Raw genomic sequence first — 16543 nt, 5'->3', positions numbered from 1 at the left:
GAGATCGGTTCGTTTGCCATTTACGCGTCCAAATACCGAGAGTAAACGCCTTTCTCAACGTGTTTACAAGCAATATTTCACCCTATCGTCACTCCGAGCACCTACCCTTCATGCAATCGCCCTGGGCCACCATCCGCCAGAGTTTAAAGCCAGGCGGCAAGCTGGTATTTTCCATCGAGCACCCGATCTTCATGGCGCCGCGCCAGCCCGGCTGGCTGACCGATGCGCAAGGCGGAAAGCGCTGGCCCGTCGACAGCTACCAGCAGCAAGGCCCGCGCATCTCGGACTGGCTGGCGCCCGGCGTGATCAAGCAGCACCGCACCCTGGGCACGACCATCAATGCCTTGCTACACGCCGGTTTCCAGCTGGAACAGGTGGAAGAATGGGGGCCGACAGACGAACAGGTGGCGCAGCAGCCAGCCCTGGCCGAAGAGCGCGAAAGGCCGATGCTGTTGCTCATAGGCTGTGGCGCGCCTTAATTTCCCCGCCATGCAGCGCCAGCGGCACGGCCCTGGCCCAACGGTTCGACGACAGGGAAAACGTCAGCGCGCGTACCTGGTGGTACCAGCCGGCGGGCACGTACAGCATGTCGCCCGGCTCGACGAGGCATTCGATCATGTTGGCCTGGCGCGCCAGGGGGAAACGCTGGAAGTCGGGCGCTTCCGGGTCGAAGGGTGAACCGAACAGGATGGCGTTCGCCTCGCGCGGATACAGAAAGGCGTCGTGGTGCGGCGGCGACAGGAAGATGCGCTTGCGGCCCCACACTTGGGCAAAGATATTGTCGTCGTAATCGCAATGCAAAGGCGTTACCGTGCCAGCCGGCCCCACCCAGAAACGTGGCGGGCCCATCTTGTCGAAATACGTGGGCCAGTGGCACAAGCGGTTCAATTCGCGCAATTCCAGGTTGCCCAGGTACGGCGGCAGCGCGTACTTGCCCTCTGCCACCAGGTCCAGGTATTGCCCCATCGACATGTCCTGCATGGCGCGGTCGGCCGCAAACGCCGTGTTGATGTAGTCGCCCACCCGCGCGCGCACGGGCAAGTGGCTGAACTGCTGGCGCAAGATGTCTGGCTCCAGCTTGGACAAGGGCCAGCGCTGCACCAGACCGCGCATCAGGAATGGCAGGCCCAGCGCGGCGCGCGCGCGGAAGGCGGCCGCATCGAGCATGCCCAGGCGCGGCACCTCGGTGATGATGGGCAGGTCACGCGCCGCCTGCTTGATGGCCTCGCGCATGGCCTCGATGGACGTGACGCCGCGCACCTGCGCATCCTTGTCTTCACGTGCCTGCTTGCGCGCGAGTGCCGCTTCGGGGGAAGCGAACTCGGCTGGAGGCCTGAGCGGCAGTGCGCGCGGCGGTATGGGGGTGGCCGCAAGCTGGGGCGGCACTTCGTTTTCTACAGACATAAACCTTCTTTGCGATCAGGCGCCGCGCAGCATGGCGCGACAGTGCGCCATTTTAAGCCAGCAAGGCCAGCATGACACACTATCCACGACGCATCGCAAGCCGCCTATGCCGACGCGCAGCAGGTTTGCTCAGGTGTTCCTACACAGGCGTCTTGAATATCGGATCGACGATGAACTGCTGCGCCTTGATGCGCAAGGTGCGCTCTTCGTCCAGCTCGGCGCGCGTTTCGCCCAGCTCTTCGCGTTCCGCTTCCAGTTCCAGGCGCGCGGCCGCCAGTTCCGTTTCCACGCGCGTCAGGCTTTCCAGCTTTAGCTGGGCCTGGATCAATTCGGCGCGCGCCGCTTCGGCAGCCTCTTCCAGGCGGGGAATGCCTTCGAGCTTGAACTGCGCCTTGGCCAGGTCCATGCGCGCCTGCTCGGCCGCCTCTTCCAGGCGCGGCAAGCCTTCCAGACGCAGCTGCGCCTTGGCCAGGTCGGTGCGGGCCTGGTTGGCCACTTGCCGCTCGCGTTCGAGCTCCTCGCGCAAGGTTTCCAGCTCGCCCGCTTGCAAGTCGAGCATTTCTTGCTGACGCTCGTTCTCGCTGGCCAGGTCCATCAATTCCTGTTGATTGTCGTTCATCTCGGCTTCATGCGCGCTGTGGCTGGCGCTTAATTCCTGTCCTACATAATCGAGGATGGCTTGCTGCAGCACGGGCGACAGTTCGGCGGCGGCAGCGATCTGGCGCTGCGCGCCGGCCTTGCGGCGCTGCAAGAGCTTGCTGATGGTACCCAGGCAAGCGCCATGGCCCAGTCGTTCGCGCAAGGCGCGCACCGTGATGGCCTGGCCTTCGCCCGCCATCGCATCCATTGCCGCATTGATCTGTTCCGCGCTTACTTTTGCCATTGTCGTGTACTCTTGAGTGTTGCCCAGGGCAATCTTGCCCAAGGGCATTATCTTATGCCAGTGGCGGCAAAGCGTAAAGTATTTCTCAATAGAAATTGCAATTGCACAACGGAAGTGTGTGCAAGCATGCGGCTTGTGGTGTTTTACTCTTCCAGCAAGCCATTTTCCGTCAGCATGTCCTGCACCAGTTCCAGGCGCAGCACGGGATTGTCTTGACTCAGCAGCAATTGCTTTTGCATGGAGCTCAGGGACAGCAGCTCGCACCAGCGGTTCGCCACCCAGCCGCACTCGTCGAGCCGGTAAGGCGGCTGCAGCGGCATTTGTTCGGGCGGGATCTTTTGCTCCTGCAAGGTGCGGATCAGGGCACCGAGCGCGTCGGCCACGTTCTGCTGCTCTTGCGGGAGGGGAATGATTTTATCGGGCGGCAAGGTTTCGACTTGCGCCATCCACAAGCCGTGCTTCAGCTGCTCGCTGGAAAGGATATGAAAGCGCTGCATGCCCATGCATTTGATTTGCAGCAAGCCCGACAACGGCGCCGCCCAATCGACGATACGTGCCATGGTACCGACGGGCGCCAGGGCTTCCTGCTGGCCCGGCTTGCGCACTTCCGCGCCGTCCAGTAGTTGCACCACGCCAAACGGCTGTTCGCCCATGATGCACTGACGTATCATGTCCAGATAGCGTACCTCGAAGATCTGTAAGGGCAGATAGCCATCGGGATACAGCACCGTATTGAGCGGGAACAAAGGGATCGAAGTCATAGCCGCATGATGGCACGAATGCCATATCCATGCAGCGCGCCTTGCGCCCCCGACTACTTATAAAAGCGGCGCTTCTTGGCCCGTTCGGCCGCCTTCGGCGCCAGCACCTTGACGGCTTTCTTCTCGATGGTGCCACCGGCGGACGTGCCCGGCACGCGGTGTTCCGCCTCGAAACCGGGCTCCTCGTTGCGCTTGAGGGTTTGCCGGGTCAGCGCTTCGACGGCCGACAACAATTCCACCTCGTCGGCGCAGACGAGGGAAATGGCGACACCCGAGGCGCCCGCGCGGCCCGTGCGGCCGATGCGGTGGATATAGTCTTCCGCCACGGTGGGCAAGTCGAAATTGACGACGACGGGCAATTGCTCAATATCGAGCCCGCGGGCGGCCACGTCGGTGGCCACCAGCACTTGCACCTCGGCCGCTTTGAAACGGGCCAGCGCGCGCAAGCGGTTCGGCTGCGTCTTGTCGCCGTGAATGGCATCGGCGCGCACGCCCTGCTCCAGCAAGGTGTTCACCAGTAGTTCGACACCCTTGCGCGTCTTGACGAAGACCAATACCTGGCCCCAGCGCATTTTCTTCAGCAGGTGCAAGAACAGTTCCGGCTTGCGTTTCTTGTCGCACACGATCACCGACTGTTTCACGGCTTTCACCGTGCTATTGCGCGCGCTCACTTCCACCGAGACGGGGTCCTTCAACATGGTCTTGGCCATGGCGCGGATGGCGTCCGAGAAGGTGGCCGAGAACAGCAGGGTCTGGCGCTGCTTGGGCATGGTCATCAGCAATATATCGAGCTCGCGCTCGAAGCCAAGGTCCAGCATGCGGTCCGCCTCGTCCAGCACCAGCGTCTGCACTTGCTCGAACTTGACGGCGCCCTGCGTCTGCAAGTCCAGCAAGCGGCCCGGCGTGGCCACCAGCACGTCGAGGCCCTTGCGCAGTTTGCTGATCTGCGGCTCGATGGGCACGCCGCCGTAGGCGACAAAGCTGCGCAGCGGCAAGTTACCGCCATAGCTGCGGAAGCTGGCATAGACTTGCTCGGCCAGTTCGCGCGTGGGCACCAGCACCAGCACCCGCACGCACTGCGGCGCCACCACGCCGTCCAAAGTCAGGCGCTGCAGCAGCGGCACGGCAAAGCCGGCCGTCTTGCCCGTGCCCGTCTGGGCGGCAGCCATCAGGTCGCGCCCCGCCAGCACGGCAGGAATCGCTTGCGCCTGCACGGGCGTGGGCTTGGCATAGCCGAGCTCATCGAGTTTGCGGACCAGGGGATCGATCAGGCCGAGGGAGGAAAACGTCATGGGGAAAGCAATCTTGGCAAAGGAAAAGGTGGCACGCACGGACTGGCCGCGCGCGCGATTGCCGAGATTATAGGCCAGCGGGGATGCCGGCCGGAGTTTCACCCAGAAAACAGACCCGTCAGAACTTCATTTCCAGGGTCGCGCGCGCCTGCGGCGAGCTTGGTGAAATGCTGTTGCGGGCTATCGTGCCGCTGGCGTCCGTATAGCTGGTGTCGCTTTCGAAGTCTTGTGCCAGCAGGTTTGACACAGCCAGGCGCAGCTGGTTCTTCGCATCGAATTTCCACAGCGCATAAATGTCGAGGTCGCGCCGCGGCGAGGTGTAGGCGCTCTGGCGCTCGGTGATGCGCACGGGGCCGCCATTGCGGAAGTTAAAGCTGCCCCCTGTGGTCAGCATGCCGCCGGGTGTCTTGTAATCGAGACCAAAGTTGCCGCTGACGGGGGTTTGCTGGTCGAGCCGGTTGTTCGGTCCCGGCACCTGCTCCACCTGCGACCAGTTGCGGCTGACGCTGGCGCGCAAGTCGATGCCCGGCACGGGCGCGGCCATCACGGCGCGCAGGGGGAACTTCGCTTCCAGCGCCAAGGTCTGCGTATTCGCGCGGCCATCGTTGACGGGCGTGGAAACCCAGCGCTCGTCGATGAACAGCAAACCCTGGCGCGTGTAGCCGTCAATGCGGCGGGCCGAGGCGCGCGCGCTGAGCAAGGCGCCTTCGGCCCAGTAATGCTCGTAGGAGGCATCGATGCCCAGCGCCAGCTCCGGTTTCAGGTTCGGATTGCCTTCGCGGTCGGGGTCCGTCTGGCTATTATTTGTCGAGACACTGCGGCGCGGAATCAAGTTCGACGTCGATGGCGACTTGTAGGTACGCGTCAGGGCCAGGCGCACCTGGTCGCCCTTGGTATCCAGCAGTTTCCACAGGGTTTGCAGCAACGGGCTCCACACGCTGCTGCGCTGCTGCACGGCCGCAAAGGTATCGCCGGCGCTGCGCGTGTCGATGCCTTCCCAGCGCACGCCCGCATACATGGACCAGCGCGGCGTGATGTCCCATTCATCCTGTGCATACAAGGCCAGGAGCTTGATGTCGGCATCGAAATGCTCGTCGCTATCGACGCGCTGGCGGCCGCCCGGCAAGGCCAGCTCGCGCTGGCGCCGCTGCTCCTCGCGCTGGCTGAGCGTGCCATCCCAGCCCATGGACAGCGCATGGCCCGGCATCCATGGCAGGGAATACTTGCCGGTGGACGACAAGCTGCTGTATGTCGCTTCGACACGCACGTTGCGGTCCAGCACCAGCCCCACGGCATCGATATAGCCGAGCGGATGGCTGTCGGCCGTATTGCTGGTGGCGCTGGCGCGCAGGCCCAGTTCCAGCTTGGCGCCGCCATCGAGCTTGCGCACCCAGGTCAGGTCCGCGCGGCCAAAAACATAGTGGTTACCTGAGGTACCGTCATTCGTGTCGTAATCGGGCCGCAAGCCCAGCACGGTGTCGGTACGTTGATGGCTGCGGTTATCGCTGCGCCCCGCATTCAGGAAAAACTGTGCCGTCAGGTTATCGCCGCCCGGAAACGACCAGTTCAGCCGGGGCGAGAGGTTGATGCCTTCCGAACGGCCATCGCCCGTGCCGCTCGTGCGGCGCAGCAGGTTTTGCCGTCCGTCTGGCGCATAACCGAGTTCCAACCCGGGATTGTCGTAATGGTAATCGTAGCGGTACAGCGAGCCGGCCAGCGAATACGAGAAATTGCCGTCGCGGTCAGACAGTTGCACGTTGACGCTGGGCGAAAAGCTCACGTCGCTGCCCTGCACGCCCAGCTTGAGTTCGCGCTGCGCTGTTTTGACGGCCTTTTTCAGTACCACGTTGATGGTGCCGGCGATCGACTGCGTGCTGTATTCGGCGCTGGCCGCGTGCAAAATCTCGATGCGCTCGATCACGTCCGGCGACAGGGTGTCGAGCGAAAAACCGGCCGGGGCCCGTTCGCCATTGAGCAATATCTGCGTGTAACCACTGCCCAGGCCCCGCATGCGGATTTCGCCTCCCGAGCGCCCTGCCGCGCCGGATACGGTAATGCCGGGCAAGCGCTTGAGCACGTCGGTGACATTCGTGTCGCCATACTTGAGGATTTCTTCGCTGCTGACGACCATCTTGCTGGCCGTGTCGTCGCGGCGCGGATCATAGCCGCTGCCCTTGACTTCGACCGTTTGCAAGGCGGGCGCGGCGGCCTTCTCTGCCTTCAGCGGCACGGCGGCGGCCTCGACGGCGGCCGGCGTTTCGGATTGCTGGGCCTGGGCATTCCAGGCAAACAAGACGGCGGAGGCAATAACGGTGAGGCGGAGGCAACGGCGTGGCATCATGAGCTGGCTAAAAAAAGTTGGCTGAATAAAAATGGCTAAAAGCTAAAAAACGGCCGCTGTATTGTGCGACAATTTTGCTCTTATGACACAGTTTCCTGAAAATATACCCTATGGCAAATTAAATTCGGCGGCAGACAGTCCTAGGTACCCTTGCATACGGTACATATCATTGCGCGCCACATCGCCGCTATAATGCGTTTTCGCCATTTCCCATCACCCCGTCAAAGGCTCCCCATCGTGTCTGACCGTCTTGCCGTTTTGCCTCAATATCTGCTGCCCAAGGGAGCGTTGACCAATTTTGCCGGCCGGATCGCCGGTGCCAAGGGCGGCGCCATGACGACGCGTTTGATCCGCTGGTTCGTTGGCCGCTACAACGTCAACATGGATGAGGCGCTGGACCCGGACATCACGCACTACGCCAGCTTCAACGACTTTTTCACGCGCGCGCTGCGCCCCGATGCCCGTCCGCTGGCGGCAGCCGACTACGTCTGCCCCGTCGACGGCCGCATCAGCCAGTTCGGCAACATCGACAAGGACCAGATCTTCCAGGCCAAGGGCCACAACTTCAGCACCACGGCCCTGGTGGGCGGCGATGCGGCCCTGGCAGCCCAGTTCGATCATGGCAGCTTCGCCAACCTGTACCTGAGCCCGCGCGACTACCACCGCATCCACATGCCCTGCGATGGCCGTTTGACGCGCATGATTTATGTTCCCGGCGAACTATTTTCCGTCAACCCGACCACGGCGCGCGGCATCCCCGGCCTGTTCGCCCGCAACGAGCGCGTCGTATGCGTGTTCGACACGGCCAACGGCCCCTTCGTCATGACCCTGGTGGGCGCCACCATCGTCGGCAGCATGGCCACCGTCTGGCACGGCGTCGTCAATCCGCCCCGCACGGGCCAGGTGCGCGACTGGAGCTATGCCAACGACAATGTGACGCTGAAACAGGGCGAAGAGCTGGGCCGCTTCCTGCTCGGCTCCACCGTCGTCATGCTGTTCCCGCAAGGCACAATCAATTTCAACGCCAACTGGCAAGCGGCCGGCCCCGTGCAACTGGGCGAAGTCATGGCCAACGTGCCCAAGTAAGCCACTGGGACGCGCGCCTACACGGGCGCATCCGTTTGATACATTTCCTCCATCAAGTCGAGGAATGCGCGCGTCTTGGCCGGCATCAACCGCCGGCCGGGAAACACGGCCCAGCCCGTGACCAGCGGAAAACTCCACTCCGGCAGCACGCGCACCAATTCCCCCGTCGCCACATAGGTCTTGGCAAAGCGGTCCGTGCTGGCCGCGATGCCCACGCCCGTGCAGGCCATGCGCACCAGCAATTCCGGCGAGTTCGCCAGCAGGCGCACGGGCAAATCGCGCTCCCACGTCGTCTTGCCACGCATCAAAGTCCAGTGCACGAGGCCATGCACGGCGCGGGGCAAGCTGAGCAAATCATGGCCATATAAATCGTCGGGGTGCTCGGGCAAGCCGTGCACGCTCGTGTATTGCGGCGAGGCATACAGGGACAGGGTGCTGAACGCCACGCGGCGCGCGGACAGGCTGGCATCGTCGGGCAAGTTGCCCATGCGGATGGCCAAGTCAAAATTTTCTTCCAGCAAATCCACGCGGCGCGCCGACAAGTCCAGCTCCAGCGAAATGGCCGGGTAACGACGCACGAACTCGGCCAGCACCTGCCGCATCAGCGCGTCGCCAAAGTCGGCCGGCATGGAAATGCGCAGCAAGCCGCTGGGCCCCGCCTGGCGGTGCTGCGCCAGCGCGCCGGCCGCCTCTGTTTCTTCCACCACCTTGTGCGCATGCTCGAGCAGGCTGGCGCCAAACTCCGTCAGCGCCAGCTTGCGCGTGGTGCGCAGCAAGAGCCGTTCGCCCAATCTGGCTTCCAGCAGCGAGATGCGGCGCGACAGGGTCGACTTGGGCAAGTCCACGCGCATGGCGGCGCGACTGAAACTGCCGCATTCCACCACTCTGGCAAACAGCAGCAAATCTCCGGGATCGATATCCATAAGTTTGTTCCATGAGTGGATTAATGTTATCCATTTTAACGTCTTCCGCATCAATTTTGGAATTGCTATAGTTCATCCATCGCAAGACACCTCACCCGGAGAAAACAAGATGAACATCCTGCAAATCAATTCCAGCGCCCGCAGCACCGGCTCCGCCTCGACCCGTTTGGCTGACGCCATCGTTGCCCGCGTGCAAGCGGCCAATCCACAAGCAAGCCTGGCGCGCCGCGACCTGGCAGCCACGCCGCACCCCGTGCTCGACGAGCCGACCCTGCAAGCGCTGTTCACGCCAGCGGACAAGCGCACGGGAAGCCAAGCGGCCCGCATCGCCCTGGACGATGCGCTGATTGCGCAAGTACAAGCAGCGGACGTCATCGTCATCGGCGCGCCCATGTACAACTTCGGCATCACCGTGCAACTGAAAAGCTGGTTCGACGCGATTGCCCGCGCCAACGTCACTTTCAAGTACACGGAAAACGGGCCCGTGGGCCTGCTGACGGGCAAGAAAGTCTATGTGGGCCTGTCCCGCGGCGGCTTGCACCGCGATAGCGCGCACGACAGCCAGGTGCCTTACCTGAACACCATGTTCGGTTTCCTGGGCCTGACCGACGTGCAATATGTGTATTCGGAAGGCATGGGCATGGGCCCGGAAGCCGTGGCCAAGGCGCAGGCGCAAGCGGACGCCGAGATCAACGCGATTCTGGTGTAATCCACAGCAGTGAAAGGGGCGGTGCAGTGGTACCGTCCTGGCCTAGAGGAGAAAGCAATGAGCGATACCAACACCGTCAAGCAAGCACGCGCCGTCGAGCGCGTGATCGCCGGCCAGGCCGTCATGGATGGCGCCGGCGTGAAGATCAACCGCGTGCTGACGCAGCAGTTGCAGCGCCGTCTCGACCCGTTCTTGATGCTCGACAACTTTGCCAGCGACAAGCCGAACGACTACATCGCCGGCTTCCCCGAGCATCCGCACCGGGGTTTCGAAACGGTGTCGTACATGATCACGGGGCGCATGCGCCACAAGGACAGCGCGGGCCACGAAGGCTTGCTGAGCTCGGGCGGCGTGCAATGGATGACGGCCGGCAGCGGCGTGATCCACTCGGAAATGCCGGAACAGGAAGAAGGCGTGATGGAAGGTTTTCAGCTGTGGCTGAACCTGCCGGCGCGCGACAAGATGCGCACGCCGTGGTACCGTGATTTCACCAGCAGCGACATCCCCCGCTACACGACAGACGCCGGCGTGGCCGTGCAAGTGATCGCCGGCGAGAGCCATGGCGTGGCGGGCGCCGTGCAGCGCGAACTGACGGAACCGCTGTACCTGGACATCGACTTGCCGGCCGGCAGCAGCTTCGAGCAGCCCTTGCCGGTTGGCCATAATGCCTTCCTGTACACGTTTCGCGGCGAAGTGCAGGTCGATGGCAAGACGGTGCCCGCCCTGCGCATGGCCATCTTCGCCAACACGCCGGGCAGCGACGGCGTGCGCATCGAGGCGCCACAAGGCGGCCGCGTGATCCTCGTCGCCGGCCAGCCCTTGAACGAGCCCATCGCGCAGTACGGCCCGTTTGTCATGAATACCCAGGCGGAAGTGTTCCAGGCCGTGCAGGATTTCCGCGAAGGCAAGTTTGGCGAGACGGCCACGCAGTAAAGTTGTCTGCCCCATCAAGAACCTGCAGTGCCTCGTGGCCTGCAGGTTTTTTTACGTGCCGACTATGTTGTTGCTTTTCAATTACACTGACGCCAACCTCATTCCACAAAGCATTCCATGCAGCCGACGCACACCGAACACGACGCCACCCATTTGCACGCCCACCTGAAGGGTGACGCCAAGCACACCCACTCGTTCGAGGGGCGCAGCCAGAGCATCCTCGCGTGGGCGCTGGGCCTGACACTGTCATTTGCCGGCATCGAGGTGGCGGCCGGCTTCCTGTCCAATTCGCTGGCCCTGATTTCCGATGCGGGCCACATGGTCACGGATGCGGCCGCGCTGGGCCTGGCTCTGCTGGCGCAGATCATCGCGCGCCGCCCTCCTTCGCCGCGCCACTCGTTCGGCTTTGGCCGCGCCGAGGCGCTGGCCGCCTTCGTCAACGGCCTGGCCATGCTGTGCGTGGTGGGCTGGATCTGCTATGAAGCCGTGCTGCGCTTTTCCGCCCCGCAAGCCGTCAAGGGCGGCATGGTCTTCATCGTCGCCTTCATCGGCCTGGCGATCAACGTGGTGGTGGCGGGGGTATTGTCGAAAGACAAGCAAAGCGTCAACACGCGTGCCGCTCTCGTGCATGTGATGGGCGATTTGCTCGGTTCGGTCGCCGCCATCATCGCCGGCGCCGTGATTTACTTCACGGGCTGGATGCAGATCGACCCGCTGCTGTCGGTGCTGGTGTCCCTGCTGATTTTGAAATCCACGTTCGGCGTGCTGCGCGAGTCCTATCACTTCCTGATGGAAGGCGTGCCCATGCACATCGACTACATCGAAGTGGGCACGGATGTGGAACAGGTGGACGGCGTGATTGCCGTGCACGATTTGCATGTGTGGGACATGTCGCCGGGCCAGCCGGCCCTGATCGGCCACGTGGAAATCGAGCACCTCGACCATTGGCCAAAGGTCTTGCGGGCGATCAAGAAGATGCTGTTGGCCAAGCATGGCATCGACCATATTACTCTGCAGCCTGAAACGGCCACGATGGCGGGACTGCATGCGGGTGACAAGACGCATTAATTTAACCCAACGGCAAATACCGGGGTCTGACCCCGGCCTCTGCTCTTGGGGTTCAACAAAACTAACTACGCCGCGCCTCAAGCACGCCGCTGACGTCCTTGATCACATTTAATGCCTTCAACAACTGCGCCGTCGCGCTGATCTCGGCCGTAAACGTCATGCGGGCCTGGCCCTTGGCGCTTTGGGTGTTGACGCCGATCACGTTGATCTTTTCGCGCGAAAAAATTTCAGAGATGTCGCGCAGCAAGCCCTGGCGGTCGCCGGCCAGAATGAAAACGTCGACCGGATACACGGTATCGTGCCCGCCCGTGCTGCCCCACTCCGTGAAGATCACCCGTTCGGGCGACTTGGCGCGCATTTCCTCGAAATTCTTGCAGGTGGCGCGGTGGATCGAGACGCCCTTGCCACGCGTGACGAAGCCAACGATGCTGTCCGGCGGCGCCGGTTTGCAGCACTTGGCCAGCACCGTCATGAGGCCTTCCGTGCCCACCACCAGCACGCCGGACTTGGCGCCCTGCTCCACGCTGGAAGCGCGGCTCTTGCCGACGAGTACCGCGTCTTCCGGCACCACCACTTCGCCATTGTCGTGCAGCGCCTGCTCCACGTGACGCAGGCTGAATTCATCCTTGCCCACCGACAAAAACAGCTCGTCGACTTTCGCAAAGCCCAGCTTTTGCGCCAGCGCTTCCAGATTGACGGCCGTCTTGCCTTCGCGCTGCAGCGATTTTTCCACCAGCGCGCGGCCGTGGGCCAGGGTTTCCTGCATGTCGATGGCGTGGAACCAGGCGCGAATTTTGGAACGCGTGCGCGTGCTGACGGCGTAACCGGTGCCCAGCCAGTCGCGCGACGGCCCGGCCGTGCCAGGCGCACCCTTGGCCGTGATGATTTCGCAGGTCTGGCCGTTTTTCAACTGGGTATTCAGGGGCACCATGATGCCGTCGACCTTGGCGCCACGGCAGCGGTGGCCCACATCCGTGTGCAAGTGATAGGCAAAGTCGACGGGCGTGGCGCCGACGGGCAACTCCAGCACGCGCGCCTGCGGCGTCATGACGAAGATGCGGTCGTCCAGGGTGGCCGATTTGAGCTTTTCCACCCATTCGCGCTGGATTTCTTCCTGGCCCACGACAGCGTCGGCCACTTCCGTCTTCCACGCCAGCAACTGGCGCAGCCAGGCGATCTTTTCGTCGTATTTCTGGCCGGCAAAGTTCGAGCCGCCCTCTTCCTTGTAGCGCCAGTGCGCGGCCACGCCGTACTCGGCAAAGCTGTGCATTTCATTCGTGCGGATTTGCACTTCCAGCGGGCGGCCATCCTCGGCCGTCACCACCGTGTGCAGCGACTGGTAACCGTTGGGTTTCGGCCGCGAAATGTAATCGTCGAATTCTTTCGGGATGGGGGTCCAGATATTGTGCACCACGCCCAGTACCGTGTAGCAGGTTTTTACGTCGGCAACGATGACGCGGAAGGCGCGCACGTCGTACAGGGCTGTAAAGTCCAGTTCCTTGCCGCGCATCTTGTTCCAGATGCTGTAAATATGTTTCGGGCGGCCAAATACTTCCGCCTGGATGCCGGCCGAAGCCAGTTCCGTCTGCAGGCGCAAAATCGCCGAGGAAACAAAGCCCTCGCGCATCATGCGCTTTTCTTCCAGCATCTTGGCGATGCGTTTATACGCTTCCGGTTCGATGAAGCGGAAGGACAAATCTTCCAGTTCCCACTTCAACTGCCAGATGCCGAGGCGGTTGGCCAGCGGCGCGTACAGGTCCAGCGTTTCCTTGCCATATTCGCGCGTCATTTCATTGAACAGCTTTAGTTCGGCGAAATAGCGCAAGGTCGTCACGCAGGCGGCCAGGCGCACCAGCACGACGCGCATGTCGGACGCCATCGCCAGCAGCATCTTGCGCAAGGTTTCCACCTGGGCCACGGCTTGCTGTGCCGCATTCTTGCCGCGACCGGCAGCGCTGCCGTGCTGTGCCTGGGTCAGCGCGCGCAGGCGGATCAGCTGGCGCACGCCTGTCGCCAGGTCGCACACCTGCTTGCCAAAGCGCGGCTCGATATCGGCCGCCGTATCCGGCTCGAGCATCGTCAGCTCGAACATCAGGCCGGCAATGCGCGTTTCCGCATCGCTGCGCAGGAAAGCCAGGGTGGTGGCCACGCCGATGGCGAAGTCCAGCGCAGCGCGGCCGGCAAAGGTCTGCTTGTCGCCATACGCTTCGGTGGCATACGCGAGCGCGTCCAGCACGCGCGCGCTGTCCGGCGCACTCAAGCCCTCTACCAGTTGTTCCGAGGTGACGCTATTCGGGGCCGAGATGGAAACCATGTGATGCCTTATCAACTTAAAAACTAAATAACTGGATAACCTAGCGCTCTGCAGCGATGATGACGATTTCAACCAGGCATGCCGGATTGGCCAGCTTCGCCTCCACGGTGGCGCGCGGCGGCGTGTGGCTGGACGCGACCCAGTCATCCCACACTTCATTCATGCCGGGGAAGTCTTTCATGTCGGCAATGTAGATCTGGCACGACAGGATGCAGGTCTTGTCGCTGCCCGCTTCCGCCAGCAAACGGTCGACGTGAGCGAGCACTTCGCGCGTCTGGCCGACGATGTCTTGCGTCGTGTCTTCGGCAATCTGGCCAGCCAGGTAGATGGTGTTGTTGTGTATGGCTACTTCGGAGAGGCGTTTGCCTACGTGCAGTCGTGTAATTTCCATGCTTCTTCTTTCGGTTGTGTCAAAATCTGTACAGCGTTATTACTTACCACTATTTACTTGCCCAGCAGAAATTTGCGCGCGATGGCGATCTGGTCATCGTGGACAAAAGTGGGCGCATGGCCCACGCCTTCGATCTCCACCAGCTGCGCCTTCGGACCGCGGCCCAGCATACTTTGCGCCGTCGCGTGCGACAGCAGGTCGGACTCCGAACCGCGCACCAGCAAGGTGGGGCAGCGCACGGCATCATACGCGGCCCACAGCATGGCTTCATCGCTGGCCGCCGATTCCGGCGTGGCCGAGCGGAACGGCATGGCCAGTCCCATATCATAGTGGCGGCGCCAATGGCCATCCTTATCCTGGCGCAACACATCGGTGGCCAGTTTATGCCATTCCGCGTCCGTATGCGGGCCGAAGCTGGCGGACACATCGCGCACAAACCTGGCACCTTGCTCGAACGTCTCGAAACGCAAATCCTGGCCGATGTAGTCGCCGATGCGCTGCAAGGCTTCCGGCGCCAGGGTCGGGCCGATATCGTTCAGCACCAGCTTGCTGATCGGACTGTCCGGCAACGAGGCCAGGCCCAGGCCGATCAAGCCGCCCATCGAAGTGCCGAACCAGTCCACCGTCTGGCGTTCGCCATTCGCCAGCACGCGCGCCAGCAGGGTCACCATGTCGCTCACATATTGCGGCACGCGGTAGAACTGCGGATTGGCCAGCCAGCCCGAGCGGCCGCGTCCCACCACGTCGGGACAGATGACGCGGTAGTCGCTGGCCATGGCGCGCGCCAGGTTGTCGAAGTCGTCCGCCACGCGCGTCACGCCATGGGCGCAGACGAGCACGTTCGGATTGTCGGACGCACCCCACTCCTTGTACGACATGGTATGCAAGCCTGCGGGGGAGATGCACTGGACGGATTTGATGCTCGCTTCGATCATGCCGATTCCTTATTTGATATAAAAAGAGCACCGCTTTCTGCCTGCCAAGGGGTGTCCCGCGCGCGACGCTACGGCAGTGTAGCGCAGCGCGGGCAATGCTCCAAGCGCACGGCTGAAATGCTGCGCCGCAACATGCGCCACATTGTGGAATACCCGATATAGCGAAACTGCATATCTGCGGTTATCCACAATTGAGCCGGCCCGGCAATGGGCGGATGATCGCAGCATCAACCCGCAAGAGGAGACCACTCGTGAAAAAACCATTTTATAAAATCCTGTATGTCCAGGTGCTGTTCGCCATCGTGGCAGGCGTGCTGCTGGGGGTGTTCTACCCATCGAACGCCGTCGACATGAAACCGCTGGGCGACGGCTTTATCAAACTGATCAAGATGATCATCGCCCCCGTGATCTTCTGTACCGTGGTCTCCGGCATTGCCGGCATGCAGGACGTGAAGAAGATCGGCCGCGTAGGCGGCAAGGCGCTGCTGTACTTTGAAGTGGTCTCCACCTTCGCGCTGGCCATCGGTTTGCTGGTTGCCAATATCCTGAAACCGGGTGCCGGCTTCAACGCCGATCCGGCCCACCTCGACGCCAAGTCGATCGCGCAATACACGCACACCGAAGGCTTGACGACGGTGGAATTCCTGATGAACATCATCCCGAAGACCTTCGTCGATGCCTTCGCCAAGGGCGACATCCTGCAAGTGCTGCTGATCGCCATCCTGTTCGGCTTCGCGCTGTCCCTGCTGGGCGAACGCGGCCGTCCGGTCACCAAGCTGATCGACGACCTGTCGCATGCGATCTTCGGCATGGTCAACATCATCATGAAAGTCGCTCCCATCGGCGCGTTCGGCGCGATGGCCTTTACCATCGGCAAATACGGCCTGGCTTCGCTGATTCCATTGGCTAAACTGATGGGTTCGTTCTACCTGACCTGCTTCCTGTTCATCTTCGTCGTGCTGGGCACCATCGCCCGCTACACGGGCTTTTCCATCGGCCGTTTCTTGCTGTACATCAAGGAAGAACTGCTGATCGTGCTCGGTACCAGCTCGTCTGAATCGGCCCTGCCGGCACTGATGAAAAAACTCGAGCGCCTGGGCTGCTCGAAACCGGTGGTCGGCCTGGTCGTGCCTACCGGCTACTCGTTCAACCTGGACGGCACCAATATCTACATGACCATGGCTGCCCTGTTTGTAGCGCAAGCCACCAACACGGACCTGACCATCTGGCAAGAACTGACCATCCTGGGCGTGGCGATGCTGACCTCGAAAGGCGCCTCCGGCATCACGGGCGCCGGCTTCATCACGCTGGCAGCCACCCTGGCCGTGGTACCGACGATTCCCGTGGCCGGCATGGCACTGATCCTGGGCATCGACCGCTTCATGAGCGAATGCCGCGCGCTGACCAACTTCATCGGCAACGGCGTGGCTACCATCGTCGTATCGAAATGGGAAAAAGAACTGGACATGGACAAGCTGCACAGCGAACTGGCCCATCCCACCC

Annotated in this window: 15 protein-coding genes; 6 read left to right on the top strand and 9 right to left on the bottom strand. The window is 62.2% G+C overall.

All coding sequences use genetic code 11. The features are described from left to right. The first annotated feature begins 110 nt into the window (after positions 1-110). Positions 111-479 (top strand): hypothetical protein, encoded by a 369-nt coding sequence (locus CSZ94_RS24875; protein WP_102123975.1) that lies wholly within the window; start codon positions 111-113, stop codon positions 477-479. Here CSZ94_RS24875 and CSZ94_RS24870 read toward each other — a convergent pair. The 5 genes from CSZ94_RS24870 to CSZ94_RS24850 form a co-directional block, all read right to left on the bottom strand. After that, positions 457-1404 (bottom strand): cupin-like domain-containing protein, encoded by a 948-nt coding sequence (locus CSZ94_RS24870; protein ID WP_102123974.1) that lies wholly within the window; start codon positions 1402-1404, stop codon positions 457-459. The two genes, CSZ94_RS24875 and CSZ94_RS24870, sit on opposite strands and share 23 nt — an antisense overlap. Positions 1405-1543: 139 nt before the next feature. Next, positions 1544-2287, bottom strand: coding sequence for a DNA-binding protein (locus tag CSZ94_RS24865; RefSeq protein ID WP_102123978.1), 744 nt, complete (start codon positions 2285-2287; stop codon positions 1544-1546). A 143-nt stretch (positions 2288-2430) separates the two neighbouring features. Further along, positions 2431-3048, bottom strand: a complete 618-nt coding sequence (locus CSZ94_RS24860; protein WP_102123973.1) for an LON peptidase substrate-binding domain-containing protein — start codon at positions 3046-3048, stop codon at positions 2431-2433. 53 nt (positions 3049-3101) lie between these two features. Beyond that, on the bottom strand, positions 3102-4340 hold the full coding sequence (locus CSZ94_RS24855; RefSeq protein WP_102123977.1) for a DEAD/DEAH box helicase: 1239 nt from the start codon (positions 4338-4340) through the stop codon (positions 3102-3104). Positions 4341-4458: 118 nt separating this feature from the next. Beyond that, on the bottom strand, positions 4459-6681 hold the full coding sequence (locus CSZ94_RS24850) for a TonB-dependent receptor plug domain-containing protein (protein WP_258001185.1): 2223 nt from the start codon (positions 6679-6681) through the stop codon (positions 4459-4461). Positions 6682-6918: 237 nt separating this feature from the next. Between CSZ94_RS24850 and asd the strand changes: the two genes are divergently transcribed. Next, positions 6919-7767: an archaetidylserine decarboxylase gene (gene asd, locus CSZ94_RS24845; protein WP_102123972.1), complete on the top strand. Its 849-nt coding sequence runs from the start codon at positions 6919-6921 to the stop codon at positions 7765-7767. Positions 7768-7784: 17 nt separating this feature from the next. On the opposite strand, the gene CSZ94_RS24840 is transcribed toward asd, so the two are convergent. Further along, complete coding sequence (locus CSZ94_RS24840; RefSeq protein ID WP_102123971.1) at positions 7785-8690, bottom strand: LysR family transcriptional regulator; 906 nt, start codon at positions 8688-8690, stop codon at positions 7785-7787. Between the two features lie 109 nt (positions 8691-8799). Here CSZ94_RS24840 and CSZ94_RS24835 point away from each other — a divergent pair, with 109 nt between their 5' ends. From CSZ94_RS24835 to CSZ94_RS24825, 3 genes are all read left to right on the top strand, one after another. Then, positions 8800-9399, top strand: a complete 600-nt coding sequence (locus tag CSZ94_RS24835) for an FMN-dependent NADH-azoreductase (RefSeq protein WP_102123970.1) — start codon at positions 8800-8802, stop codon at positions 9397-9399. Positions 9400-9456: 57 nt separating this feature from the next. Continuing rightward, a complete protein-coding gene (locus CSZ94_RS24830) occupies positions 9457-10332 on the top strand; it encodes a pirin family protein (protein ID WP_102123969.1) in 876 nt (291 codons plus the stop codon). 117 nt (positions 10333-10449) lie between these two features. Beyond that, positions 10450-11400 carry a cation diffusion facilitator family transporter gene (locus CSZ94_RS24825; RefSeq protein WP_102123968.1) on the top strand — a complete coding sequence of 317 codons (951 nt, stop codon included), beginning with the start codon at positions 10450-10452 and terminating at the stop codon, positions 11398-11400. A gap of 61 nt (positions 11401-11461) precedes the next feature. Here CSZ94_RS24825 and CSZ94_RS24820 read toward each other — a convergent pair whose 3' ends face one another. Genes CSZ94_RS24820 through CSZ94_RS24810 form a run of 3 tightly spaced genes read right to left on the bottom strand, consistent with a single transcriptional unit; the run spans position 11462 to position 15040 of the window. Continuing rightward, entirely contained in the window at positions 11462-13714 is a 2253-nt protein-coding gene (locus CSZ94_RS24820) for a RelA/SpoT family protein (protein WP_102123967.1), read from the bottom strand. A 40-nt stretch (positions 13715-13754) separates the two neighbouring features. Then, the gene (locus tag CSZ94_RS24815; RefSeq protein ID WP_102123966.1) at positions 13755-14105 is read right to left on the bottom strand and encodes a RidA family protein; all 351 of its coding nucleotides are present in this window, start codon (positions 14103-14105) and stop codon (positions 13755-13757) included. Positions 14106-14158: 53 nt separating this feature from the next. Further along, on the bottom strand, positions 14159-15040 hold the full coding sequence (locus CSZ94_RS24810) for an alpha/beta fold hydrolase (RefSeq protein WP_102123965.1): 882 nt from the start codon (positions 15038-15040) through the stop codon (positions 14159-14161). Positions 15041-15255: 215 nt separating this feature from the next. Here CSZ94_RS24810 and CSZ94_RS24805 point away from each other — a divergent pair. Then, positions 15256-16543: dicarboxylate/amino acid:cation symporter (locus CSZ94_RS24805; RefSeq protein ID WP_258001184.1), on the top strand; the 1288-nt coding region annotated here is incomplete at its 3' end.

Origin of the sequence: Janthinobacterium sp. ROICE36, from assembly GCF_002869965.1 — a bacterium.
Classification (GTDB): Bacteria; Pseudomonadota; Gammaproteobacteria; order Burkholderiales; family Burkholderiaceae_D; genus Janthinobacterium.
This window is presented reverse-complemented; position numbering and strand designations above follow the sequence as displayed.